The sequence below is a fragment of the Chenggangzhangella methanolivorans genome (assembly GCF_042648545.1).
In the GTDB taxonomy this organism is placed as follows: domain Bacteria; phylum Pseudomonadota; class Alphaproteobacteria; order Rhizobiales; family Methylopilaceae; genus Methylopila; species Methylopila methanolivorans.
In genome coordinates this window covers 1,218,973-1,239,416 of the sequence record NZ_JBHRXS010000006.1, presented here as the reverse complement: position 1 = coordinate 1,239,416, position 20,444 = coordinate 1,218,973, and the positions used below count along the sequence as shown (strand labels likewise).

Genomic DNA, 20,444 nt, shown 5'->3' with positions numbered 1-20,444 from the left:
CATTCGCCGACCGCAGCGGGGCTCGGCGGCCAACAGAACGGGGTGGTGCCACGATGACATTCGGGAAACTTGCGACCGCGGCCTCGGCCGCCGTGCTCGCCCTGGGGCTCGCCGGTCCGGCGGGCGCCGCGGACTTCTCCTATGCGGAAGCCGCCAAGCCCTACAAGGGCGTCTCGATCCGGGTGCTCGACGAGGTGACGCCGCTGCAGGAGGCGCTCGCCAAGCTCGTGCCGGAATTCGAGAAAGAGACCGGCATCAAGGTCGAGTACCAGCTGCTCGGCCACATGGAGGTGATCAACCGCGGCCAGGCCGACATGCTCTCGGGCCGCGGCCATTTCGACGCCGTCATGCTGCACGGCTTCCAGATGGGGCAGATGCTCGAGGCCGAGGCGCTGCTGCCGATCGACGACCTCGTCGCCGACAAGTCGATCTCCAACCCCAACCTCGACACCGCCGACTTCATCCAGAAGCCGTTCAAGTCGGTCGCCTTCCACGACGGCAAGCAGTACGGCCTGATCAACTGGAACTACAATCAGGTCTATTGGGCCCGCGCCGACCTGCTCGGCGACGACGGCGAGAAGACCGCGTTCAAGGCCAAGTACGGCTACGACCTCGCCCCGCCCAAGACGCTCGGGCAGCTGCGCGACATCGCCGAGTTCTTCACCCGCAAGAAGGGCGCGACGCTCGCCGGCAAGCCGCTCGACGGCGACTTCTACGGCATCGTGTTCGACGGCGTGAAGGGTCCGGCGTCGCTCTTCACCTTCGTCAACGACATCCTCAAGAACTATGGCGGCGACCTGATCGACGCCTCTGGCAAGCCGGCCTTCGACACGCCCGCGACGGTCGCTGCGCTCAAGACCTACGCCGAGCTCTGGAAGTTCGCGCCTCCCGGCACGGCCGAATACTCGCTGCTCGACGTGCCGACCGTCATGGGCAACGGCATCGCGGCGCAGGCGGTCGCCTTCTCCGACTTCGTGCTCGGCGTCGACAAGCCGGGGGCCTCTCCGCTCGCCGGCAAGTTCGTCTACGCGGGCATTCCGGTCAAAGAGGGCGCCGATCCGAAATTCGCCTCCGCCGAGGCCGAGCCCTCGATGATCGCGATCGCGGCCGGCAGCAAGAACCCGAAGCCGACCTTCCTGTTCATGCAGTGGCTGACCGACAAGAAGCAGCAGGCGACGCTGCTCGAAGCCGGCAAGGGCGGCGTGCCGATCCGCGAGAGCTCGTGGGCGGCGCCGGTCCTCAAGGACGCCGCGAACCCAAGCCTATTCACCGCCATGAAGGCGACGCTGGACGTCGCGGCGGCCAAGCCTCGCCTGCCGAAATACCTCGAAATGTCGGACGCGCTTTCGGGCATCGTCCAGCAGGTCGGCCTCGGCAAGCTGACGCCCGAACAGGGCGCGGCCGAAGGCCAGAAGGCGCTCGTCCGCATCTGCGGCGAGAAGTGCACGCTCTGACGTGACGACGGCGAGGCTCCGGGCGGTCCGCCGTCCGGAGCCTCTCTAGACCGCTGCATCGAAGGGACTGCGTCCTTCGGGACGTCGTGCTCCGGACGGCTCCTCAGCATGAGGGAGGTTTGGGACCTGGCGTCCGCCGCGCCCCTCACGCTCAGGAGCCCGCCCGTCGGCCGGGCGTCTCGAAGCACGCAGTCCGTGCGTCCGGAACTTCTTCTTGTTTAGGGCCCCGCAGCCCAACGGAAAAAACACCGCATGTCCGTCGCAACAGAAGCATCAGCCGCGCCCGCAGCGCGCCGGAAGCCCCGAGAGCAGGGCTTCTGGTACCCGTATCTGCTGATCGCCCCGACGATGATCACGCTGGTGGTCGTCTCGCTGATCCCCTTCGCCTACGCGATCTATCTGAGCTTCCACAAGGCGAAGTACGGCCGCGTCGGCGACTTCATCGGCTTCGACAACTACGTGAAGCTGCTGTCCGATCCGGCCTTCTGGAACTCGCTCAAGGTCGCGGGGCTTTTCGTCGGGATCGCGGTGCCGATCGAGTTCATGATCGGGCTTGGCGGCGCGCTGGTGCTGAGCGCGGGCGTGCGCGGCCGCTCGGCGCTGGTGCCGCTTCTCTTCATTCCCACCATGATGGCCCCGATCGTCGTCGGCCTGTTGTGGAAGATCATGCTGGCGGGCTCCTGGGGCCTCATCTCCTTCAACGTGTTCGAACGCTTCGGCATGCTCGGCGACCAGTCGGTCTTCGCCTCGCCGGACCTCGCGCTCTACGCGCTGATCTTCGTCGACATCTGGCAGTGGTCGCCCTTCATGATGCTGGCCTTCTTCGCCGGGCTTCAGGCGATGCCGGTCGGCCCCTACCGCGCGGCCGCGGTCGACGGCGCCTCGCCTTTGCGGGTCTTCTTCAAGATCACGCTGCCGATGATGACGCCTCTGCTCGTCGTGATCACGCTGCTTCGGCTGATCGACGCCTTCAAGGTGTTCGACACGGTCTTCATCCTGACGGGCGGGGGCCCGGGCGTCGTGACCCAGACGCCGAGCGTGCTCGCCTACAAGATGACCTTCGAGTTCTGGAACATCGGCGAGGCGTCGGCGCTCGCCGTGCTGGTCTGGGCGGCGTTCTTCATCTTCTGCAACGTCTTCTACCAGATCGCCAAGAAGAAGCTGGGGGCGTTCTGAGATGGCGAAGAAATCCAGCCTCATCTGGACGGCCGTCGCGGCGATCTACGCGCTCCTGATCCTGTTCCCCGTCCTGTGGATGGGCTCCATGATGGTCAAGCCCGCCGACGTCATGTTCGCGCGGCCGACCGAGTTCCTGTTCACGCCGACGCTCGCGAACTTCAACTACGTCGTCGCCGAAGGCTTCGCCTGGAACCTGCTGACGTCCTTCGTGCTGTGCTCGATCTCGACGGCGCTCGTGGTGCTGATCGGCACGCCCGCGGCCTACGCCTTCGCGCGCTTCGAGATGAGGGCCAAGGACGACCTGTTCCTGTTCATCCTCGCAACCCGGATGGGCCCGCCCGTCTGTCTCGTGATCCCGTTCTACCTGATCTTCGCCAAGGTCGGGCTTCTGGACACCTTCACGGGACTGACGATCGCCTATCTCACCTTCAACCTCTCGTTCTACGTCTGGGTGCTGCGAAGCTTCTGCCGCGACCTGCCGGTGGAGCTCGAGGAGGCCGCCGCTCTCGAAGGCTGGTCGCGGCTCCAGATCTTCTGGCGCGTGACGCTGCCGCTCCTGCGCAGCGGGATCGTGGCGACCTCGGTGCTCTGCTTCATCTTCGCGTGGAACGAGTTCCTGTTCGCCTTCATGCTCGGCGGCGACCGCATCCAGACGCTGCCCGTCGCGATCCCGAAGCTCATCACGGCGCAGGGCGTGCGCTGGGGCGAGGTCGCGGTGGTGGGCATCGTGGCGCTCATCCCCGTGCTCACCGTCGTGCTGCTGCTCCAGCGGCACATCGTGCGCGGCCTGACCCTCGGCGCGGTGAAGGGCTAAGGGCCTGCACTCATGATGGAGGTCGTCCCGATGAGGCCAAAACGCTCGAGGGCCAGGAGGCGCTTGCAGCGCGATGCCTGTGCATCGCGCAAATGCGACGACGCAGCCGTCGGTCGTTTTCGCCTCACCCCGGAGGGGCGCGGCCGTTTTGGCCGTCTGGTGCGTCGCCAGACCTTGCAAACCGGGCGGTTTGCTGCGGCCCGGCTCCTGCCATACGGCCAAAACGACACGCGTCGGGTCGGCCTCCATCATGAGTGCAGGCCCTAGATGGCGCGCTTCGTCCTCGTCCACGGCTCGTTCCACGGCCCCTGGTGCTGGGAGCGCTTCGCGCAGCTGCTCGAAGCCGTAGGCCATCAGGTGACGACCGTGGCGCTCCCCACGGCTCCCGAGGAAGCGGACCTCGCGGGCTACGCCGCCCATGTCGTCGAAGCGATCGACAGCCTCGCCGAACCCGTGATCCTCGTCGGCCATAGCATGGGCGGAATCGTTTCTGCGCAGGTGAGCGAGCTTCGCCCCGATCGGCTGCTCGCCGCCGTCTATGTCAACGGGCTGCTGTTGCGCGACGGCGAAAGCCTCGCGAGCTTTCTTGGCGACAACGCCCATCTCGACGTCGACGACCTCGTGCTGAAGAACATGCAGGTCTCCGAGGACGGTTCGACCGCGCGCTTTCCGGCCGCGAAAGCCCCGGAAGTCTTCTACGGGTCCTGCACAACTGAAGCCGCTGAATGGGCCTCCGCCCGCCTCGGCGAGCAGCGCACCAAGGTCTATGGCGACCCGCTGCGGCTGACCCCGGAGCGCTTCGGCCGCGTGCGGAGGTTCTACGTCCGGGGCCTGCGCGACATGGCGGTGTCGCTCGCCTACCAGGACGTGATGCTCGCGAACACGCCCTGCGAGGCGACCCTCGACATCGACGGCGACCACTCGCCTTTCCTGTCCGCGCCCGCCGAGCTCGCCGCCGCCCTGACGGCGGTCGCGGCGGCGACGGAAAAGCTGGCCGCCTGATCCTCCCGAGACCACTCATTCCTGGAAGGCGTTGAAATGAACAAGGTCCGATTCGGCATCTTCATGCCGCCGTGGAATTCGCCTCCCACCCAGAACGTGACGGTCTCGCTCCAGCGTAATCTCGAGACGATCCAGCTGATCGACCGGCTCGCCTATGACGAGGCCTGGGTCGGCGAGCACCATTCGGCCGGCAGCGAGATCGTCGCCGATCCGATGATCTTCCTCGCTTATGTGGCGGCGCAGACCCGGCACATCCGGCTCGGCACCGGCATCGTGCCGCTGCCCTACCAGAACCCGCTGCTGACCGCCGACCGGATGATCCTGTGCGACCATCTCATGCGCGGCCGCTTCATGGCGGGCTTCGGCCCCGGCGGCCTGCCGAGCGACGCGGCCATGTTCGGCCTCGATCCGCGCGAGCTGCGCCCGGCGCTCGACCACGACATCGGCGTGCTGATGAAGCTCCTGACGACGCGCGACCCGGTCACCGTCGAGACCAGCCGCTACAAGCTGGTCGAGGCGTTCTGCCAGGTCGCGCCCTTCACCGATCCGGTGATGGACGTCTGCGTCGCGGCGACCCGTTCCGAAGCCGGACCGCGCATCGCCGGGCGCCACGGCCTCGGCCTGCTGTCGACCGGCGTCGTCTCGCCGAAGGAAGGCATGCCCGCGCCGCCGCTCCACTGGGACGTCTACGAGGAAGAAGCGCTGAAGGCCGGCCACAAGCCCGACCGCTCGCGCTGGCGCCTCGTCGTCAACGTCCATGTGGCCGAGACGCGCGAACAGGCCATCAAGGACATGCGCTACGGCTTCGACGCCTTCTGCGATTACACGCAGCGGACCATCGCGATGCCTTCGATCGTGGCGATCGGCGACACGTTCGAGGAGCGCATCGCGGGGATGAACGAGACCGGCATCGGCGTCATCGGCACGCCCGACGACGCGGTCGACTTCCTGAAGCGGCTCGCCGCGCGCGCCGGCGACTTCGGATGCATCCTCATGCTCGCGCATGACTGGGCGAACTGGGAAGCGACGCAGCGCCATTACGAGCTGTTCGCGCGCCACGTGATCCCGCATTTCCAGCCGTCGCTGCCGCGTCTTCTGCAGGCCGAGGCCATCTCCCAGGCGCGCCACGCCGAGGATTTCAAGAAGCACGCCGCCGCGATCAACGCCTGGCTGCCGCCCGAGCAGGCGGTTGCAGGCTGACGATGACCAGGGCCTGCGCTCACAGCGCAGGCCCCGGCAGGGGGCGTGGCCCGCCCCCTGCATGTGACTGTTCAGGACGCCGCGCGATCCGCCGAGCGACAAGGAAGACGACATGAACCCCGCAGCTTTCGACGTCGTCGACGGCGTCCCCCACTACAAGCTCTTCATCGACGGGGAGTGGACGAACTCGTCGCGCAACATGCTGCATGACGACATCAACCCGGCGACCGGGAAGGTGTTCGTCCGCACCCAGCTTGCGGGCGCGGCGGAAGTCGACCGCGCGATCGCGGCCGCCGACACCGCCCAGAAGGCCTGGGCCGCCGCGATGGTGGCCGAGCGCGAGACGATCCTGCTGAAGACCGCCGACGTCATCGTGCGCCGCACGCCTGAGATCCGTGACCTCCTGATCGAGGAATGCGGTTCGGTGTTCTCCAAGGCCCTCTGGGAGATCGACTATGTGGTCGACGCCCTCCGCGTGGCCGCCGGCGACGCCCGCCATGTGATGGGCGAGACCATGCCCATGACCATGCCCGGTCAGATCTCGATGTCGGTGAGGAAGCCGCTCGGCGTCATCGCCGGCATTGCGCCGTTCAACTCGCCCTTCCTGCTCTCGATGAAGAAGATCGCCTACGCGCTCGCGGTCGGAAACGCCTTCATCCTGAAGCCGTCCGAGGAGACCCCTCTTTCGGGCGCGATCATCGCGGACCTGTTCGACGAGGCGGGGCTGCCGAAGGGCCTGCTCAACGTCGTGCCGGGCGTGCCTTCGGAGGTCGGCGACCAGCTGATCGCCGATCCGCGCGTCAAGATGATCACCTTCACGGGCTCGACCAAGACCGGGCGCCATCTCGCGGTCGAGGCCGCGAAGCACCTCAAGAAGTTCACGCTGGAGATGGGCGGGAAAAGCCCGCTGATCGTGCTCGCGGACGCCGATCTCGACTACGCGGTCGACGCCGCGGCCTTCGGCGTGTACCTGCACCAGGGACAGGTCTGCATGGCGAGCTCGAAGGTCATCGTCGAGGCTCCGCTGTTCGACGCCTTCGTCGAGAAGTTCAAAATCAAGACCGCGGGCGTCAAGGTCGGGGACCCGAAGGATCCCGAGACCGTCATCGGGCCGCTCATCCGCGCGCGCCAGTGCGGCTTCATCGAGGGCCAGCTCCAGGACGCGACCGCGAAGGGCGCCAAGGTGGTGGCGGGCGGGACCTATGAGGGCCACTTCTTCCAGCCGACCGTGCTGACCGGCGTCACGCCCGAGATGCGCATCTATCACGAGGAAAGCTTCGGACCCGTCGTCTCGCTCATCAAGGTCGAGGACGCCGAAGAGGCGCTCAAGGTGGCGAACGACACCGAATACGGGCTCTCGGCGGCGCTCATCACCAACGACATGCAGAAGGCGCTCGACCTTTCGCTGCGGCTCGAATCCGGCATGGTGCATGTCAACGACACCACCATCTCGGACGAGCCGCACGTGCCGTTCGGCGGCGTGAAGAATTCGGGCTTCGGCCGCGAGGGCGGGCGCTATTCGCTCGAAGAGCTCACCGAGGTGAAGTGGGTGACGCTGCAGATGGGCAAGCGCCAGTTCCCGTTCTAAAGCCCTCCGCCCCGCGCTCGCGCCGCTGACGCGGCCGTTTGCGCGGGGCGGGGAGCCTCCAGCCTCCGGCGCTGTCAGCGGGCGCCGGCGGCCTCGAGGATCAGGGCGTTGATCGCGTCCGGCTGCGAGATCATCGAGACGTGGCTCGCCTTCACCTCGATGGTCTTGGCGCCCATGCGCTTGGCCATGAAGCGCTCGAGGTCGGGATTGATGGTGTGGTCCTCGCTCGACACCGCATAGAAGGACGGCTTCGAGCGCCACGCGGCGTTGGCGGTCTTGCCCGCAAGCAGGGCCTTGTCGAACGGCTGCTGCACCGCGTAGAGCGCCTTCGCTTGGGCGGCCGGCAGGTCGCCCGCGAAATCGCGCAGGAATGCCTCTTCGGTCAGCCGGCCCTCGTCGCCGTCGAAGACGACGCCGGCGGAGGCGGGCGGCGTGGGATAGGTCTTGGCGAGCGCCGCATAGTCCTCGCCGGCGTCCGGCGCGCGGGCCGCCACATAGACGAGCGAGGCGACCTTCTCATGCGCGCCGGCGTCCGAGATGATCATGCCGCCGAACGAATGCCCGACGAGAACGGTCGGCCCGTCCTGACGGTCGAGCGCCTTGCGCACCGAGGCGACCGCCTCGGGCAGGCTCGTCAGCGGGTTCTGCACGGACGTGACGTTGAAGCCTTTCGCCTGCAGCGGCGGGATCACTTCGCTCCAGCAGGAGCCGTCGGCGAAGAGGCCGTGCACGAGCACGATGTTGCGGACCTGCGGGGTCTCGGCCGCCGCGCCCTTGACGCCGAGCGCCGCCAGAACTCCGAGCCCGGCCAGAGCTGTCGCCACGGTCCGGCGGCTCAGCGCCGGCGTCGGGATGTCATGATGTGCGTCGTCGATGGACATGCTCGTCTCCCTTCGATGTCAGGAGTGAGGAACGACAGGGCCTGAGAGACGCCTACGAAGCCCGGTGATGCTGGGGGTTCGTCGCGAGGGCCGCGTTCGTTACGCGCGCATGGCCGGCATGCTCCGGAGACAGGGCGGCAAGTCAGCGCCATCCGAGGCCGCGCCGACCGAACGGGCTCGGAGAGCCCGCCGGCCGACGCGCCTTACGCCAGCTTGTCGAGCGTGATCGGCAGATCGCGGATCCGCTTGCCGGTGGCGTTGAACACGGCGTTGGCGACCGCCGCGCCGACGCCCACGATGCCGATCTCGCCGATCCCTCGCGCCCCGAGCGGCGTGCGCGGGTCCGGGACGCCGGTCCACATCACGTCGATCTCCGGCACGTCGAGATGGACCGGCACGTGATAGTCGGCGAGCGAGGGGTTCATGATCCGCCCCGTGCGCTCGTCGAACAGCGTCTCCTCGGTGAGCGCGAGGCCAAGCCCCATGATCATGCCGCCTCGGAACTGGCTCGCGGCGGTCTTCGGGTTGAGGATCACGCCGCAGTCGAAGGAGCCGAGCATGCGGTCGACCCGCGTCTCGCCCGTCACCGCGCTCACGCGGACCTCGCAGAAGATCGCCGAGGTGCTGTGCATGGCGTATTTGAAGAGCTCGAGCGGCGCGCTGCCGGCGGCCGTCACCGTGATCTCGTCGCGGCCCGCGCGGGAGAGGATCGAGGCGTAGGTCTCGCGCCGCGCCGGTTCGCTGATCGACGCGACGCCTCCCTCGACGAGCCGGATCTCGCCCGCCCTCAACCCTGCGAGCGGGGTGTCGTTGCCTGCAAGCCGCAGCAGTTCGGACGCGAGCTTTTCGGCGGCCGCCGCCACCGAGCCGGCGATCGAGGCGGTCTGCGACGAGCCGCCCGCGAAGGGCGATGCGGGCAGGGCGCTGTCGCCGAGCTCGAAGGTCACGGCCTCGACGGGAAGGCCAAGCCGATCGGCGGCGTGCTGGGCCTGAACCGTGGCGGTGCCCATCCCCATCTCCTGCGCGGAGCAGGCGAGGGCGGCCGAGCCGTCGCGCTTGAGCGTCAGGCGGATCGTCGCGCCGGGCATCCTCGCGTAGGGGAAACTCCCCGTGGCGCAGCCCATGCCGACGAGCCATTCGCCTTCGCGCCGGGCGCCGGGCGTCGCTGTGCGCCGTTCCCAGCCGAAGCGCGCCGCGCCGTCCTCATAGGCCTGCCGCAGCGCGTGCTGCGAGAACGCCTGTCCGGTCGTCGGGTGCTTCTCGGGCAGGTTCTTGAGCCGTAGCTCGATCGGGTCGACGCCCATGGCGCAGGCGAGCTCGTCGATCGCGCTTTCGAGCGCGAAGCTGCCGATCGCCTCGCCGGGCGCGCGCATGAAGGTGTTGGGCACCACGTCGAGGTCGAGCATCCGCTGGACGATCTCGAAGCTCTTCGCCCGATAGAGCGCCCGCGCGCCGTTGGTGTAGGGCTCCGGGCAGACGCCATAGGTCGGCATCACCGAATGGCCGGTGTGAATGAGCGCCGTGAACGCGCCGTCCGCGTCCGCGCCGATCGCGACGCGCTGCTCCGACGGAGAGCGTCCGCCGACGATGCGGTAGACCCCCTCTCGGGTCAGCTGGAGACGGACCGGCCGGCCGGCGAGCCTGGCGGCCGCGATCGCGACGATCTGGTGGTCCCAGACGCCCTTGGCCCCGAAGCCGCCGCCGACGAAGGGCGAGAGCACGCGGACCTTGCCCTTCTTCAGCCCGAAGAGCTTGGCGAAGGCGCCGGCGCTCGCCGCGATCATCTGGCTGGCGTCGTGGATGATCAGCTCGTCGCCCCGCCAGGCGAGCGTGACGGCGTGGAGCTCGATCGGATTGTGGTTCTGCGGCGGCGTCCGGTAGACGGCGTCGACGCGGTGGGACGCGCGGTCAAGTTCGCGCCCGGCGTCGCCGATCTTCAGATGGTTCTTCTCGACCAGGATCGAGGCCGGCGTCCGGGCGTGGCGCTTGGCGTCCTCGAACGAGGTCCGGGCCTCTTCAACGGCGTAGTCGATCTCGATCAGCGAGGCGGCGTGGTCGGCCTGCTCCTGCGTCTCGGCCAGCACCGCCGCCACCACTTGGCCGTTGTAGCGGACGCGGTCGTCCTGCATCACCGGAAGATGGCTGTTGCCGACCGCGCCGAGGTCCGTGACGCTGATGGGCGGCAGCGGCGCGAGGCGCGGCATGGTGCGGTGGGTCATGACGAGCACGACGCCCGGCGCGGCTTCGGCCGCCGCCGTGTCGAGCCGCGCGATCCGCCCGCGCGTCGCCGTGCTGTGGACGAGCGCGGCGTAGGTCAGCCCCTCCATCGCGACTTCCGCGGCGAAGCGAGCCTTGCCTGCGACCTTCGAGGGCCCGTCGATGCGGGACGCCTGCCGGCCGACCGCCGCGTTGCGGCCGATGAGCGGATCGGGCGTGCCGCCGGGCAGCCAGCTTTCCGGCGTCCAGCCGATGGCGGTCCGCACCGAGCCGATGACGGCGTTCTGGATCCGGCTCATCGATCGTCTCCCGAGATCTCGGACAGGACCGCGGCGAGCGTGCGTCTCGCGAGTCCGACCTTAAACGCGTTGCCGGGGAGGGGCGCAGCGCCTGCGAGCTCGGCTTCGGCCGCGGCCGCGAAGGCTTCTGCGGTCGGCGCCTCGCCACGCAGCGCGGCCTCCGCCTTGAACGCCCGCCAGGGCCGCGGGGCGACGCCGCCGAGCGCGATGCGGACAGCCTCGATCCTGCCGTTCCGCAGCTCGACGCCGGCGGCGACCGAGACCAGCGCGAAGGCGTAGCTCGCCCGGTCGCGCACCTTGCGATAGGCGAAACGGGCTGCGACCGACGACGGCGGCAACTCGAGCGCGACGATCGTCTCGCCGGGCGTCAGCACGGTCTCGATGTCGGGCCTGTCGTCCGGCGCGCGGTAAAACTCGACGATCGGAACGGTGCGCTCACCCTCTGCTCCGAGGACCTTCACCTGCGCGTCGAGCGCCGCGAGCGCCACGCACATGTCGGACGGGTGGGTGGCGACGCAGGCCTCCGAGGCGCCGAGGATCGCGTGATAGCGCGTGAAGCCGCCCAGCGCGTCGCAGCCCGAGCCGGGCTCGCGCTTGTTGCACCGGCTGCCGGCCGCGTCTGCGAAATAGGCGCAGCGGGTGCGCTGCATCAGGTTGCCGCCCACCGTCGCCATGTTGCGGATCTGCGCCGAGGCCCCGGCCAGGATCGCCCGCGACAGCATCGGATAATGGGCGCGGATCAGCGGATGGGCCGCGACCGCGCTGTTGCGGGCGGCTGCGCCGATCGTCACGCCGCCCTCCGGCGTCTCGGCGATCTCGCGCGACAGGCCCGTCACGTCGACGAGACGCGTCGGGCGTTCGACGCCCTTTCGCATGAGGTCGACGAGGTTCGTCCCGCCTCCGAGCAGCATCGCGCCGCTCTGTCCGGCGAGGCGGAGGGCGTCGGCCGCCGAGGCCGCGCGGCTGTAGTCGAACGGGGTCATGCCGCGCGCCTCGCGGCGACGTCGAGGATCGCGTCCACGATGCCGTTGTGCGCGCCGCAGCGGCAGAGGTTGCCGCTCATCCGCTCGCGGACCTCGTCGCGGGTGAGCGCCGTTCGCCCGGCTGAAAGATCGGCCGTCACATAGCTCGGCGCGCCGGCCTCGATCTCGCGCAGCATCGCGTCGGCCGCGCAGATCTGGCCCGGCGTGCAGTAGCCGCACTGGAAGCCGTCATGGTCAATGAAGGCGGCCTGGAGCGGATGGACGCCGTTCTCGCCGAGACCCTCGATCGTCGTCACCGAGCGCCCGTCGGCCTGGACTGCGAGAGTGAGGCAGGACAGCACCCGCTCGCCGTCGAGCTGGACCGTGCAGGCCCCGCAGGCGCCCTGGTTGCAGCCCACCTTGGTCCCGGTCAGGCCCTCGCTTTCGCGGAGCAGGTCCAGCAGCGAGACCCGCGGATCCCGCGGCGCCTCCACCGGCCGGCCATTGATCTCGATCGCCATGCGGTTCCTCCGGCTGACGCGGCGACGCTCCATCGAGCGCCGAAGCCAAAGGTACTGCGAAATTCGTACAATTCAATCTTCGTGAAGAACGATTTTCGTGATCATCGCGATGAACGCGTCGCGTTCCTCCGGCGTCAGGCGCTCCAGCATCATCCGGCACATGTCCTCGTAGCTCTTGCGGATCGAGGCGGCGCGCGCCGCGCCGTCCTCCGACAGCCCGAGCGCGACGGCGCGGCGGTCTCCCTCGGTCCGGCTGCGCTCGAGCAGCCCGCGCTTGGCGAGCCGGTCGGTCGCCGAGGAGATCGTCGTGGCCGGCAGTCCGAAGAAGCGCGCGACGTCGGTCGGCCCGCAGTCGCGATGGCCGCCGACGTAAAGCAGGATCTGCGTGTCGACTTCGTTGAGCGGGGTCTCGGCGCCGGCGGCGGCCGACAGCTTGTATCGACGCGCGAACACGTCGAATGCGGAGCCGAGGGCTGCGAGCTGATCGTCTGTCGGCGCGGTCATGGCTTTCGCATAGCGCCCGCCTCGATCGACGGCCAGCGCCAAAAGTCGTCCCGGCCGATGGCTTTGCGTCGGTTCCGGCCCGAAGAATTCCGCGCTTTCAGGAGGTAGACGGCCCATCCGAAGCCTCGGACGCAATATGAGCCCGAGGGAGGAACGGATTTTCGCCGCCAGGTTTGTGCGTTTTTGCGCCGACGCCTCAGAAACCAACTCAGCTCTCAAGCGCGCCGCCTTGGTCGCGCTTATTTGTAACTGGAACAATCCAACTCAGCGTGCGCAGACGTAGACGGCCCACAATGGCCATGCCCAGAGCGTCGGCGCGTTGAGGACATAAGCCGCGCTCCCGCTCGAGCTGAGGGGGGATGCTCATGCCGCTTTACCGCTTCAGGATTCTGGACGGCGCCGAGATCTCAGATAACGGCGACCTCGAATTTCCCGATCTCGCATCCGCCAGAGTGGAGGCGATCCGATACGCCGGCGCATTGCTTCATGACGCCGGACGAATCAACAGTCTCGGCGACAGATGGCGGATGGACGTCACGGATCCGTCCGGCGTCACCCTGGTCAGCGTAAGCTTTGACGTCGTCGATGCGCCCGGGATCAGATAAGGCCGCTCGGCCTGCCGACGATGCGCCTGAGCGAACATAGATTGCGCTCAATCAAATCGAACGTCTCATATTGGGACGCCAGATCACAGAGGCTGTATACTACTTCCTTGCACAGTCTTTGGGCAGCTGTGCGCCGCTATGCAGTGCCGGGAGGTGGCTGTGCCAGAGCGTTGTATCGCGGTCGTCACGCGCCGCGTGCTTGTTTCCGACCCCAGACACGGCGAGGAGGTTTGGGCCCCTCGCAAATTTCAGTGCTCTCACAAAGCCGTCGAAGACGGGCTGTGCTCGCTACACCTCAAAAAGCTGAAAGCCTCGGCTTCGCGCTCCTGTTCGGTCTCTCCTCAGCCTCCGCCGGGTTGAGCGTCGCGAAGGCCGCCTTGCTCCGGAAAATGCTGCGCGTCAGCCCTGCGGCGTCACGCGCCGGAGCGCCTCGAGCAGGGCCTTGAGTTCGGCGCTGAGAGGTTCGATCGCCGGCGCCCCAGCGCGGATGATCGCGCCAATGTCCTGCATCACGTGAAGGTCGATTTCGGTACGCATAACGCTGCTCCGCCGCCAGACCCCGAACACTTTTCAACAATGTGGGGGACGGGGCTTACCGTTTCGATAACCGTCGGCCGCGGCGATGGAGCGCGCGCCCTGCCACTGCGAGGGCGGACGAAGCGCTCGGCGGCAGAATCGGGAAAGCGTGCCTTTACGGACCGGCGGGCGCGGGCGGGCCGGCGTTCGGCGCTGCGTTCTGGGGCTGCGCGCCGCCGCCCTCGGGCGCGGCCTGTTGGGAGGGGGCCTGTTTGACCCCCTGGTTTCCGCCGGCTTCTCTCGGGTCCGAGACCTGCGGCGCGACGGGCATGGCGTCCTTCGGCATCGGAGCCGTCTGCGCGCCGCCGGACTGTTGTCGGTCGGCGTCCCTGGGCGGGGTGTTGGCGTCGCCCTCGGGCGGCTGGACGGCGTCGAACGTGCGTTTATCGCCCTCCGCGGCCTGAGCGGGGACGGCGCAAACGACGAAGACGGCGAGAAGTGCGAGAGCCAAGCGCATGGCAAAGGACTTAGACCGGCTCGCCGACCCGGCAAGTGGCCTCTCGCCGGACGCCGCGGATCGCAAACGCGTCGGCGGGCGACCGCCTGACCCCGGGCTTCCGGGAACGCGTAGGAAAATCAATGCGTTGAAAAGGAAAATGGCGGAGACGGAGGGATTCGAACCCTCGAGACCCGTTTCCAGGTCTGCTCATTTAGCAAACGAGTGCCTTCAGCCTCTCGGCCACGTCTCCGGAGGTCGAGAGGGGTACACGCGAGGCCGCGGGCGGTCAACAAGCGGGCGCTGCGAAAGCGCTGAGCGTCCGCAGGTTTTCTGCGCCTTCCGCCCGAGGTGCCGTCAGTGCGCCGTCGCGAGGTGCTGGCGGGCGGCGCGCTGGGCGTCGGCGATCTCGTCCGAGGTCATCTCGAGCGAGAGCTCGCGGCGCATGCGGGCGGCGTCCGCGACGCCCTCGCGGGCCGCGAGGTTGAACCACTTGTGGGCCGTGACGCGGTCGACCGGGACGCTGCGCCCGATCGAGTACATGAGGCCGAGCTGGAGGTAGACCGCGCCGGAAGCGACCGCGCCCAGCGCGCCGCACTCAGCGGAAGACATGTCGAAACGAGCCATCTGCTTGATCCTGCCTGAATTCGTCTTGCGTCGGCTTTGTTCAGCGCCGGCGTTCTGAAGACGATAATCAGTCGAGCGCGCTACCATCCGCTTAAAAGTCGAGATAAATGCAAATTGAATCAAATGAAAATGCGATCTAAATTTAGGTCTCCGTTTACCGTCGGAATCCGAGAGCGCCAACGACTCCTGGATGAACGGCGCGACAGGGCGGCGTCGGCGCGTTGACCATCGGTCAACCACGTGCGGCGAAGGCGGGACGTCTTTCGGCGACTTTCCTGCGGGCCGGAGCGGGAGCATGATCCTCTTCGACGGCTCTTCGGGGCCGACAGCCGGCCGCAAGAGCCGGCGCATGAAGGGAGATCCGCCATGATCCGCGCAGCCGCGATCGCGCCAGCGCTCTGTCTCGCGCTCGGAGTCGGAACGGCGTCCGCCGATCCCGCCGGGGTCTATACGACGCCGAAGGCCAAGGTCCGGGTCTCCGATTGCGGGTCCGGCCTCTGCGCCACCGTCATCTCGCTGAAGGAGCCCAACGACGAGAAGGGCCAGCCCAAGGTCGACAGGAACAATCCGGACGCAGCCAAGCAGACCCGCCCGATCGTCGGCGTCTCGGTGCTGAGCGGCATGAAGCCGAGCGGCGACGGATGGCAGGGACAGATCTACAACCCGGAAGACGGCCGCACATACAAGGCTTACATGACGGAAGAGGGCGCGCAGCTCACCGTCAAAGGCTGCGCGCTCGGCGGCCTTGTGTGCAAGACGCAGGTCTGGAAGCGGAGCGACTGATTTCGCTTGGAGACGTCTTCGTTTGTTCCTGCGCAAGCGGAGAGTTCGTTCCGGCCTCACATTATATTTTTTCGCAGAACGTTCGGGAGCTTGCGCGGCGCCGCGGCGTTGTGTGTCCGAATGGCTTCAGTCGAGGCCAGCCCGCTTCGCCGTCCGGGGCTCAAGTCTTCACGGCGGGGCGTCAGGAAAGGACGACAATGCGCAAGATCATGACCATCGCTCTCTCGGGCGCGCTCGCGGCCGTCACCTTCGCGCCGCTCGCGAACGCCCAGTCGGGCTACGACACCAACACCAATCGCGGCGGCGCGACCTCGGGCAGCGGCGAAGCGCGGCCCGACGCGACCACCGGCACGACCGGCGGCGCGCCTGCGGCGTCCAGCATGAAGGCCGCGCCGACGCAGGGCAGCACGTCCGGCAGCGGCATGTCGCGGCCTGACGCCTCGTCCGCGAGCTCGAGCGGCGCGCCGGAGGCTTCGAGCCCGAAGAAGGCGACGGGCACGCAGAACCAGTAACGGTCAGAGGCCGTCAGACAAACGAAAGGCCCGCGCGGGAGACCGGCGGGCCTTTTTGTTTGGCGCTGAGCTTGTGGACCGATCGATCAGAGCCGGCGTCCGAGGACGACGCCGGCGATGGTCGCGATCAGCACCATGTTGAGCGCCCGCTTGCGCTTGGAGCCGGGCGGTGGCGGAGGCGCGTCGTCGACCGCCACGTCGTCGGCTGTCATTCTCATGGCCGCGGCGCGGCGGGGCCGCGCGGCGCGCGCCTCGCTAAACGCCGCGCCGGCCGCCCCCACTTCGGCGCGGACGCGGTCGAAGATCGGCGCCGGCCGTTTGGGCCTCGGGTTCCAGCTGCCGATCAGCGCGATCAGTCCGGCAACGACCAGCAGGCCCGCGCCCACCGCCGCCGCCGCGCCCGCGGCGCCGAGGCGAGGCTCGAGATAGATGATCCCCGCCGCCGTCAGCGCGCCGAGGCCGAGCAGGCCGATGAGCCCCGCGATCGCGAAGGCGACCGCGAGACGCTTCATGCGGCCGATGCGGCGGCCGATGTCGAAGGTCGCGAAACCCAGGCCCGCCTGCATCAGCAGGCGGAGCATCAGCGGCGGCTCCGGCCGAGCGCGCCGACCACGTAGCCGACGCCGAGCGCGATCAGCACCGAGGTCAGCGGGTTCTCGACGATGGTCTCGCTGAGGTCCTCGGCGGCGTTCGACACCGTCTCTTTCGCGGTGTCGACGCCCTCGCGGGCCGCGTTGCGGGCGGCGGCCGTGCTGTCGGCGAGCAGCGTCTGAAGCGTGTCGGTGAGCCGCGCGACGTCGTCCTTCAGCGTGGCGATGTCGGCGTCGAGCGTCGAGGGCGCGTCGTCGCCGGGGATCGTGTCGGCCATGAAAGTCTCCTGTGGTGGACCGCGCGGACCGCGCGAGGATTCGGCGAGGACGGGAAACCCCCGTCCTTCATGAGCCGGAACGCCCGCCGGATCGCGGACGTTCCGGGGCGAACGTCGTCAGGCGCGGCGGGCGCGCTGGCCGAACAGCACCGCCTGGGCGGCCTTGTCGCTGGCGAGATCGGCCTTCGGCTGATCCACCTCCACTTTCAGGCCGCGCGCGACCGCGGGCCGGGCGAGCATCGCGTCGAGCCAGCGCTTCACGTTCGGCATGTCCTCGATCGCCTGGCCCTGCTTGTCCCAGAGCTTGGCCCAGCCGACGCAGGCGATGTCGGCGATGGAATAGTCGCCGCAGATGTACTCGCGCCCCTCGAGCCGGTCGTTCAGAACGCCGTAGAGGCGGTTCGCCTCGTTCACGTAGCGGTCGATCGCGTAAGGGATCTTTTCGGGCGCGTAGTTCCGGAAATGATGCACCTGGCCGAGCATCGGCCCGAAGCCGCCCATCTGCCAGAACAGCCACTCGTCGACTTCCGTGCGGCCTCGCTCGTCGGCGGGATAGAGCTTGCCGGTCTTGCGGCCGAGATATTGCAGGATCGCGCCGGATTCGAAGATCGAGATGGGCTCGCCGCCCGGCCCGTCGGGATCGACGATCGCCGGCATCTTGTTGTTGGGCGAGATCTTCAGGAAGTCGGGCTGGAACTGGTCCCCCTTGCCGATGTTCACGGGAACGATCCGGTAGGGCAGGCCGAGCTCCTCGAGCGCGATCGTGATCTTCCAGCCGTTCGGTGTCGGCCAGTAATAGAGGTCGATGGGGTTTTGGGCGGCTTCCGCCATGACGCGACGCTCCTCGCTTCGTTGGCTCCGAAGCTAGACAGCGAAGGCGCGGAGACAAGGCGGTCGGCCAACACGCCGCAACGAATGACGCCGCAGTGGGTCTGGCGTGGACATCTCCGTCGTGCCCGCGCGGCAGCGCGGGCATCCACCACTTACTGGGATCGTAAAGCTCTACGTCGAAGTCGTGGATACCCGGCTTCGCCGGGCATGACGGCGAGGATCGAGCGCCTCTCCGATCACCTCGGCCGTTCCGCAAATCCCTTGAACAGGATCGGGCCGGTGGGCTTGCCGGTCGGCGAGCCGCCGGAGGGTTCCAGCGTGATCTCGTAGAGCTGCTGCGGCTTCGGCGCAGGCAGCGACACCGGCTGAAGACGCGCCGAGCCATCGTCTGCGAGGAGGCCGAGCGACACCGGGCCGGTTTCGCGGTCGGGCAGGGTCCAGACCTGCATGATGCGGTCGGACGGCACGCTGACGTCGGAGAGCGGCGCGACATAGGACGAGCCGTCGGCGAACACCTCGACGATCGCGCCGGGACGGTTGTCGGAGGTGAGCAGAACGGCGATGACCTGCGGCGTCCGCTGGGCCTCTCGATAGGCGGCGCCCGCGAGGATCGCTAGCGCGACGCTTGCGGCCGCGCCTGCGAGCGCCGCTCCGCGCAGAGCTGTGACGTCGCTCCAGAGGCGCGAGAACAGCGAGGGCTTCCGCTCGAGAGCCGCCGCCGGGGTGGGCGAGGGCGTCTCGATGCCCGCCTCGATGCGCGCCCACAGACCGTCGGACGGCGCTTGAGGAGAGGCGGCGTCGTCGAGCTCGATGAGCCGGCCGCGCCAGTCCGCGACGGCTGCGGCGAGAACCGGGTCGCGCGCCGCGCGCCGCTCGACGTCGAGAGCCGCGACCGGATCCATCAGGCCGAGCGCATATTCGCCAGCGAGGGCGCGGATCTCGTCCGGGCTCACGACATGCACTCCCGAAGCGAGAGCAGCGAGCGGCGGATCCAGGCCTTCACCGTGCCGAGCGGGGTCCCGAGCCGCCCGGCGATCTCGCCATGGGTCAGTCCCTGCACATAGGCGAGCAGCACCGCGCGGCGGCGCTGGGGCTCAAGTCGGCCGAGGCAGCGGCGCAGCGCGCTCGCCTCGGCGAGGCGCTCATAGGCGTCGTCGATTTCTCCGTCGCGCGCGGCGGCGGCTTCCAGCGCCTCGTCCTCGACCGGCACGTGGCGATCGTCGCGCAGTTGGTTGAGGGCGCGGTTGCGCACGATCGCGAAAATCCACGCGCGGCCGGCTCCAAGCGCCGGATCGAAGCTGCCGGCCTTGCGCCAGATCTGGACGAAGGCGTCCTGCAGCACCTCTTCGGCGAGGTCGCGGCGGCGCACGATCCGAAGCGCCACGGCCAGCAGCTTCGGGCTTTCGCGATCGTAGATGGCGCGCAGCGCGGACCGATCTCCCTGCGCGCAGGCGGCGAGCGCGGCGGCGTTCAGGTCTTCGGATGCGGACAGGGGAGGACTCATCGCTCTCACGCTATGGACGCATGCACGAACCGGTATCGACGTGCGGTCGTGGGCACCTTACCCGGCGAGCCGGCTTCCGGATGCACGAGCGCGCGAGCATCGCCGATCAACAAAATGGGATCAAACAGACTGCATCCATCCGCAGTCGCTCCCGTGTAGCGGCGTCAGCGTCGGGGAATCGGCGCGCCGTTCACACAAGGAGATCGTCATGACCTCATCGCTTCGCGCGCTCTTGCTCGCCGCCGCCACCCTGGGCTTCGCGGCCCCGGCCTCGGCCCAGATCATCGCGCTCGTCGGCGGCAAGTCCCTTGCGGTCGTCGATCCGGACAGCCTCAAGGTCGTCTCGAAGGCCGACATCACCGGCGCGTCCGACGTCGTCGGCATCGACGTGCGTCCCGCCGACGGCATGCTCTACGGCGTCACCGCCGGCGGCGACATCGTCACGATCGACGCCACGTCCGGAGCCGCCACCAAGAAGAGCACGCTGTCGGAGAAGATCCCCGCCGGCGCCAAGGTGACCGTGGACTTCAACCCGATGGCCGACCGCCTGCGCATCATGACCGACGGCGGCGTGAGCCTCCGCGTCAACGTCGACGACGGCAAGGCGACGGTCGACGGCTCCCACAAGTTCGCCGAGACCGACATGCACAAGGGCGAGAAGCCGAACGTGGTGGCGGGCGCCTACACCAACTCGGTCGTGGGCAAGAAGGCGGAGAAGACGGAGCTCTTCAACATCGACGCCACCATCCCGGCGCTCGTGAAGCAGGCTCCGCCGAACGACGGCGTGCTGAACGCGATCGGCAAGATCGGCGTGAAGATCTCTGGTCCGGCCGCCTTCGAGATCTCGTCCGGCGCCGACGGCAAGAACGCCGGCTGGCTGCTGACCGGCGGCGAGCTCTACTCCGTCGACCTCACCAGTGGCGCGACCAAGAAGGCCGGCGCGATCGAGGGCGCGGCCGAGGCGACCGACATCGCTTGGAAGCCCGCCTCGTAACGACTTCCGCCCGACGTCAACGACGACTTGCGGACGGCCCTGGCCAGGGCCGTCCGCCTCGCCATGCGGGCGCGATCCCCAACAAAC

23 protein-coding genes and 1 tRNA gene are annotated in these 20,444 nt (G+C 68.4%); 10 read left to right on the top strand and 14 right to left on the bottom strand.

Features of this window, described 5'->3' with window-relative positions:
• Positions 1-53 precede the first annotated feature (53 nt).
• The 6 genes from ACFOWB_RS17405 to ACFOWB_RS17380 all read left to right on the top strand — a co-directional run bounded on the left by ACFOWB_RS17405 (position 54) and on the right by ACFOWB_RS17380 (position 7,237).
• Positions 54-1,454 carry an extracellular solute-binding protein gene (locus ACFOWB_RS17405; protein ID WP_378148537.1) on the top strand — a complete coding sequence of 467 codons (1,401 nt, stop codon included), beginning with the start codon at positions 54-56 and terminating at the stop codon, positions 1,452-1,454.
• Between the two features lie 252 nt (positions 1,455-1,706).
• Positions 1,707-2,630, top strand: a complete 924-nt coding sequence (locus ACFOWB_RS17400; protein ID WP_378148535.1) for a carbohydrate ABC transporter permease — start codon at positions 1,707-1,709, stop codon at positions 2,628-2,630.
• Position 2,631: 1 nt separating this feature from the next.
• Complete coding sequence (locus tag ACFOWB_RS17395) at positions 2,632-3,447, top strand: carbohydrate ABC transporter permease (protein ID WP_378148533.1); 816 nt, start codon at positions 2,632-2,634, stop codon at positions 3,445-3,447.
• Between the two features lie 267 nt (positions 3,448-3,714).
• Positions 3,715-4,449 carry an alpha/beta fold hydrolase gene (locus ACFOWB_RS17390; RefSeq protein ID WP_378148531.1) on the top strand — a complete coding sequence of 245 codons (735 nt, stop codon included), beginning with the start codon at positions 3,715-3,717 and terminating at the stop codon, positions 4,447-4,449.
• Between the two features lie 36 nt (positions 4,450-4,485).
• Positions 4,486-5,649 carry an LLM class flavin-dependent oxidoreductase gene (locus ACFOWB_RS17385; protein WP_378148529.1) on the top strand — a complete coding sequence of 388 codons (1,164 nt, stop codon included), beginning with the start codon at positions 4,486-4,488 and terminating at the stop codon, positions 5,647-5,649.
• Positions 5,650-5,761: 112 nt separating this feature from the next.
• The gene (locus ACFOWB_RS17380; RefSeq protein ID WP_378148527.1) at positions 5,762-7,237 is read left to right on the top strand and encodes an aldehyde dehydrogenase family protein; all 1,476 of its coding nucleotides are present in this window, start codon (positions 5,762-5,764) and stop codon (positions 7,235-7,237) included.
• 74 nt (positions 7,238-7,311) lie between these two features.
• On the opposite strand, the gene ACFOWB_RS17375 is transcribed toward ACFOWB_RS17380, so the two are convergent.
• The 5 genes from ACFOWB_RS17375 to ACFOWB_RS17355 form a co-directional block, all read right to left on the bottom strand.
• Positions 7,312-8,118: an alpha/beta fold hydrolase gene (locus tag ACFOWB_RS17375; protein WP_378148525.1), complete on the bottom strand. Its 807-nt coding sequence runs from the start codon at positions 8,116-8,118 to the stop codon at positions 7,312-7,314.
• A gap of 203 nt (positions 8,119-8,321) precedes the next feature.
• The gene (locus tag ACFOWB_RS17370; protein ID WP_378148523.1) at positions 8,322-10,634 is read right to left on the bottom strand and encodes a xanthine dehydrogenase family protein molybdopterin-binding subunit; all 2,313 of its coding nucleotides are present in this window, start codon (positions 10,632-10,634) and stop codon (positions 8,322-8,324) included.
• Entirely contained in the window at positions 10,631-11,617 is a 987-nt protein-coding gene (locus ACFOWB_RS17365; RefSeq protein ID WP_378148521.1) for an FAD binding domain-containing protein, read from the bottom strand. The genes ACFOWB_RS17370 and ACFOWB_RS17365 overlap by 4 nt, the downstream gene beginning before the upstream one ends.
• A complete protein-coding gene (locus ACFOWB_RS17360) occupies positions 11,614-12,117 on the bottom strand; it encodes a (2Fe-2S)-binding protein (protein WP_261403389.1) in 504 nt (167 codons plus the stop codon). Before ACFOWB_RS17360 ends, ACFOWB_RS17365 begins: the two co-directional genes overlap by 4 nt.
• Positions 12,118-12,189: 72 nt before the next feature.
• Positions 12,190-12,621, bottom strand: a complete 432-nt coding sequence (locus ACFOWB_RS17355) for a MarR family winged helix-turn-helix transcriptional regulator (RefSeq protein WP_261403388.1) — start codon at positions 12,619-12,621, stop codon at positions 12,190-12,192.
• A gap of 359 nt (positions 12,622-12,980) precedes the next feature.
• On the opposite strand from ACFOWB_RS17355, the gene ACFOWB_RS17350 reads away from it, so the two are divergent.
• Positions 12,981-13,226, top strand: a complete 246-nt coding sequence (locus tag ACFOWB_RS17350; RefSeq protein WP_378148519.1) for a DUF6894 family protein — start codon at positions 12,981-12,983, stop codon at positions 13,224-13,226.
• A gap of 399 nt (positions 13,227-13,625) precedes the next feature.
• On the opposite strand, the gene ACFOWB_RS17345 is transcribed toward ACFOWB_RS17350, so the two are convergent.
• The 4 genes from ACFOWB_RS17345 to ACFOWB_RS17330 form a co-directional block, all read right to left on the bottom strand.
• Entirely contained in the window at positions 13,626-13,763 is a 138-nt protein-coding gene (locus ACFOWB_RS17345) for a hypothetical protein (protein WP_261403386.1), read from the bottom strand.
• A 154-nt stretch (positions 13,764-13,917) separates the two neighbouring features.
• Positions 13,918-14,253, bottom strand: coding sequence for a hypothetical protein (locus ACFOWB_RS17340; RefSeq protein WP_261403385.1), 336 nt, complete (start codon positions 14,251-14,253; stop codon positions 13,918-13,920).
• A 146-nt stretch (positions 14,254-14,399) separates the two neighbouring features.
• Positions 14,400-14,491, bottom strand: a tRNA-Ser gene (locus tag ACFOWB_RS17335).
• A gap of 104 nt (positions 14,492-14,595) precedes the next feature.
• A complete protein-coding gene (locus ACFOWB_RS17330; RefSeq protein ID WP_378148516.1) occupies positions 14,596-14,865 on the bottom strand; it encodes an SEL1-like repeat protein in 270 nt (89 codons plus the stop codon).
• Positions 14,866-15,231: 366 nt separating this feature from the next.
• Here ACFOWB_RS17330 and ACFOWB_RS17325 point away from each other — a divergent pair, with 366 nt between their 5' ends.
• The gene (locus ACFOWB_RS17325; protein ID WP_378148514.1) at positions 15,232-15,648 is read left to right on the top strand and encodes a DUF2147 domain-containing protein; all 417 of its coding nucleotides are present in this window, start codon (positions 15,232-15,234) and stop codon (positions 15,646-15,648) included.
• 197 nt (positions 15,649-15,845) lie between these two features.
• Positions 15,846-16,160 carry a hypothetical protein gene (locus ACFOWB_RS17320; RefSeq protein ID WP_378148512.1) on the top strand — a complete coding sequence of 105 codons (315 nt, stop codon included), beginning with the start codon at positions 15,846-15,848 and terminating at the stop codon, positions 16,158-16,160.
• Between the two features lie 86 nt (positions 16,161-16,246).
• Here ACFOWB_RS17320 and ACFOWB_RS17315 read toward each other — a convergent pair whose 3' ends face one another.
• The 5 genes from ACFOWB_RS17315 to ACFOWB_RS17295 all read right to left on the bottom strand — a co-directional run bounded on the left by ACFOWB_RS17315 (position 16,247) and on the right by ACFOWB_RS17295 (position 19,363).
• Positions 16,247-16,741 carry a phage holin family protein gene (locus ACFOWB_RS17315; RefSeq protein WP_261403381.1) on the bottom strand — a complete coding sequence of 165 codons (495 nt, stop codon included), beginning with the start codon at positions 16,739-16,741 and terminating at the stop codon, positions 16,247-16,249.
• Positions 16,741-17,028 carry a DUF883 family protein gene (locus ACFOWB_RS17310; protein WP_261403380.1) on the bottom strand — a complete coding sequence of 96 codons (288 nt, stop codon included), beginning with the start codon at positions 17,026-17,028 and terminating at the stop codon, positions 16,741-16,743. The genes ACFOWB_RS17315 and ACFOWB_RS17310 overlap by 1 nt, the downstream gene beginning before the upstream one ends.
• Before the next feature lie 117 nt (positions 17,029-17,145).
• The gene (locus ACFOWB_RS17305; protein WP_261403379.1) at positions 17,146-17,859 is read right to left on the bottom strand and encodes a glutathione S-transferase N-terminal domain-containing protein; all 714 of its coding nucleotides are present in this window, start codon (positions 17,857-17,859) and stop codon (positions 17,146-17,148) included.
• Between the two features lie 236 nt (positions 17,860-18,095).
• On the bottom strand, positions 18,096-18,812 hold the full coding sequence (locus ACFOWB_RS17300) for an anti-sigma factor (RefSeq protein WP_261403378.1): 717 nt from the start codon (positions 18,810-18,812) through the stop codon (positions 18,096-18,098).
• Positions 18,809-19,363: a sigma-70 family RNA polymerase sigma factor gene (locus ACFOWB_RS17295; protein ID WP_261403377.1), complete on the bottom strand. Its 555-nt coding sequence runs from the start codon at positions 19,361-19,363 to the stop codon at positions 18,809-18,811. Before ACFOWB_RS17295 ends, ACFOWB_RS17300 begins: the two co-directional genes overlap by 4 nt.
• A gap of 208 nt (positions 19,364-19,571) precedes the next feature.
• Here ACFOWB_RS17295 and ACFOWB_RS17290 point away from each other — a divergent pair, with 208 nt between their 5' ends.
• Positions 19,572-20,357 carry a DUF4394 domain-containing protein gene (locus ACFOWB_RS17290; RefSeq protein ID WP_261403376.1) on the top strand — a complete coding sequence of 262 codons (786 nt, stop codon included), beginning with the start codon at positions 19,572-19,574 and terminating at the stop codon, positions 20,355-20,357.
• Positions 20,358-20,444: the final 87 nt, after the last annotated feature.

What these genes read in the sequence shown, in the direction of transcription:
- ACFOWB_RS17405 (WP_378148537.1), top strand. Translation starts at nt 54, where the DNA reads ATGACATTCGGGAAACTTGCGACCGCGGCCTCGGCCGCCGTGCTCGCC.
- ACFOWB_RS17400 (WP_378148535.1), top strand. Translation starts at nt 1,707, where the DNA reads ATGTCCGTCGCAACAGAAGCATCAGCCGCGCCCGCAGCGCGCCGGAAG.
- ACFOWB_RS17395 (WP_378148533.1), top strand. Translation starts at nt 2,632, where the DNA reads ATGGCGAAGAAATCCAGCCTCATCTGGACGGCCGTCGCGGCGATCTAC.
- ACFOWB_RS17390 (WP_378148531.1), top strand. Translation starts at nt 3,715, where the DNA reads ATGGCGCGCTTCGTCCTCGTCCACGGCTCGTTCCACGGCCCCTGGTGC.
- ACFOWB_RS17385 (WP_378148529.1), top strand. Translation starts at nt 4,486, where the DNA reads ATGAACAAGGTCCGATTCGGCATCTTCATGCCGCCGTGGAATTCGCCT.
- ACFOWB_RS17380 (WP_378148527.1), top strand. Translation starts at nt 5,762, where the DNA reads ATGAACCCCGCAGCTTTCGACGTCGTCGACGGCGTCCCCCACTACAAG.
- ACFOWB_RS17375 (WP_378148525.1), bottom strand. Translation starts at nt 8,118, where the DNA reads ATGTCCATCGACGACGCACATCATGACATCCCGACGCCGGCGCTGAGC.
- ACFOWB_RS17370 (WP_378148523.1), bottom strand. Translation starts at nt 10,634, where the DNA reads ATGAGCCGGATCCAGAACGCCGTCATCGGCTCGGTGCGGACCGCCATC.
- ACFOWB_RS17365 (WP_378148521.1), bottom strand. Translation starts at nt 11,617, where the DNA reads ATGACCCCGTTCGACTACAGCCGCGCGGCCTCGGCGGCCGACGCCCTC.
- ACFOWB_RS17360 (WP_261403389.1), bottom strand. Translation starts at nt 12,117, where the DNA reads ATGGCGATCGAGATCAATGGCCGGCCGGTGGAGGCGCCGCGGGATCCG.
- ACFOWB_RS17355 (WP_261403388.1), bottom strand. Translation starts at nt 12,621, where the DNA reads ATGACCGCGCCGACAGACGATCAGCTCGCAGCCCTCGGCTCCGCATTC.
- ACFOWB_RS17350 (WP_378148519.1), top strand. Translation starts at nt 12,981, where the DNA reads ATGCTCATGCCGCTTTACCGCTTCAGGATTCTGGACGGCGCCGAGATC.
- ACFOWB_RS17345 (WP_261403386.1), bottom strand. Translation starts at nt 13,763, where the DNA reads ATGCGTACCGAAATCGACCTTCACGTGATGCAGGACATTGGCGCGATC.
- ACFOWB_RS17330 (WP_378148516.1), bottom strand. Translation starts at nt 14,865, where the DNA reads ATGGCTCGTTTCGACATGTCTTCCGCTGAGTGCGGCGCGCTGGGCGCG.
- ACFOWB_RS17325 (WP_378148514.1), top strand. Translation starts at nt 15,232, where the DNA reads ATGATCCGCGCAGCCGCGATCGCGCCAGCGCTCTGTCTCGCGCTCGGA.
- ACFOWB_RS17320 (WP_378148512.1), top strand. Translation starts at nt 15,846, where the DNA reads ATGCGCAAGATCATGACCATCGCTCTCTCGGGCGCGCTCGCGGCCGTC.
- ACFOWB_RS17315 (WP_261403381.1), bottom strand. Translation starts at nt 16,741, where the DNA reads ATGCTCCGCCTGCTGATGCAGGCGGGCCTGGGTTTCGCGACCTTCGAC.
- ACFOWB_RS17310 (WP_261403380.1), bottom strand. Translation starts at nt 17,028, where the DNA reads ATGGCCGACACGATCCCCGGCGACGACGCGCCCTCGACGCTCGACGCC.
- ACFOWB_RS17305 (WP_261403379.1), bottom strand. Translation starts at nt 17,859, where the DNA reads ATGGCGGAAGCCGCCCAAAACCCCATCGACCTCTATTACTGGCCGACA.
- ACFOWB_RS17295 (WP_261403377.1), bottom strand. Translation starts at nt 19,363, where the DNA reads ATGAGTCCTCCCCTGTCCGCATCCGAAGACCTGAACGCCGCCGCGCTC.
- ACFOWB_RS17290 (WP_261403376.1), top strand. Translation starts at nt 19,572, where the DNA reads ATGACCTCATCGCTTCGCGCGCTCTTGCTCGCCGCCGCCACCCTGGGC.